Genomic DNA, 1,791 nt, shown 5'->3' with positions numbered 1-1,791 from the left:
TGACAACGATAGTAGACCTTTGAAAACTGAACAAAATTTTGACAATCAATAGTGTAGGGTCTTACAAATCGCAAGATTATGTAAGAAAACATTATGCGAAGTCAATTCGCAAAACAAACAATTAATGAGCTTGAAAAAGACTCATCATTTAATATGAGAGTTTGATCTTGGCTCAGGATGAACGCTGGCGGCGTGCCTAATACATGCAAGTCGAACGAACTTCCGTTAATTGATTATGACGTACTTGTACTGATTGAGATTTTAACACGAAGTGAGTGGCGAACGGGTGAGTAACACGTGGGTAACCTGCCCAGAAGTAGGGGATAACACCTGGAAACAGATGCTAATACCGTATAACAGAGAAAACCGCATGGTTTTCTTTTAAAAGATGGCTCTGCTATCACTTCTGGATGGACCCGCGGCGTATTAGCTAGTTGGTGAGGTAAAGGCTCACCAAGGCAGTGATACGTAGCCGACCTGAGAGGGTAATCGGCCACATTGGGACTGAGACACGGCCCAGACTCCTACGGGAGGCAGCAGTAGGGAATCTTCCACAATGGACGCAAGTCTGATGGAGCAACGCCGCGTGAGTGAAGAAGGGTTTCGGCTCGTAAAGCTCTGTTGTTAAAGAAGAACGTGGGTAAGAGTAACTGTTTACCCAGTGACGGTATTTAACCAGAAAGCCACGGCTAACTACGTGCCAGCAGCCGCGGTAATACGTAGGTGGCAAGCGTTATCCGGATTTATTGGGCGTAAAGCGAGCGCAGGCGGTCTTTTAAGTCTAATGTGAAAGCCTTCGGCTCAACCGAAGAAGTGCATTGGAAACTGGGAGACTTGAGTGCAGAAGAGGACAGTGGAACTCCATGTGTAGCGGTGAAATGCGTAGATATATGGAAGAACACCAGTGGCGAAGGCGGCTGTCTGGTCTGCAACTGACGCTGAGGCTCGAAAGCATGGGTAGCGAACAGGATTAGATACCCTGGTAGTCCATGCCGTAAACGATGATTACTAAGTGTTGGAGGGTTTCCGCCCTTCAGTGCTGCAGCTAACGCATTAAGTAATCCGCCTGGGGAGTACGACCGCAAGGTTGAAACTCAAAAGAATTGACGGGGGCCCGCACAAGCGGTGGAGCATGTGGTTTAATTCGAAGCTACGCGAAGAACCTTACCAGGTCTTGACATCTTCTGACAGTCTAAGAGATTAGAGGTTCCCTTCGGGGACAGAATGACAGGTGGTGCATGGTTGTCGTCAGCTCGTGTCGTGAGATGTTGGGTTAAGTCCCGCAACGAGCGCAACCCTTATTACTAGTTGCCAGCATTAAGTTGGGCACTCTAGTGAGACTGCCGGTGACAAACCGGAGGAAGGTGGGGACGACGTCAAATCATCATGCCCCTTATGACCTGGGCTACACACGTGCTACAATGGATGGTACAACGAGTCGCGAGACCGCGAGGTTAAGCTAATCTCTTAAAACCATTCTCAGTTCGGACTGTAGGCTGCAACTCGCCTACACGAAGTCGGAATCGCTAGTAATCGCGGATCAGCATGCCGCGGTGAATACGTTCCCGGGCCTTGTACACACCGCCCGTCACACCATGAGAGTTTGTAACACCCAAAGCCGGTGGGGTAACCTTTTAGGAGCTAGCCGTCTAAGGTGGGACAGATGATTAGGGTGAAGTCGTAACAAGGTAGCCGTAGGAGAACCTGCGGCTGGATCACCTCCTTTCTAAGGAATAAACGGAAACCCACACTATGTCAAAGTTTTGTTTAGTTTTGAGAGGTTTACTCTCA

Annotated in this window: 1 rRNA gene; it reads left to right on the top strand. The window is 48.8% G+C overall.

The features are described 5' to 3' along the window. Positions 1-149 precede the first annotated feature (149 nt). Positions 150-1,726 (top strand): 16S ribosomal RNA (locus IV86_RS08525). The last annotated feature ends 65 nt before the right edge of the window (positions 1,727-1,791 follow it).

Source organism: Pediococcus pentosaceus (assembly GCF_001437285.1).
GTDB lineage: Bacteria > Bacillota > Bacilli > Lactobacillales > Lactobacillaceae > Pediococcus > Pediococcus pentosaceus.
This window is presented reverse-complemented; position numbering and strand designations above follow the sequence as displayed.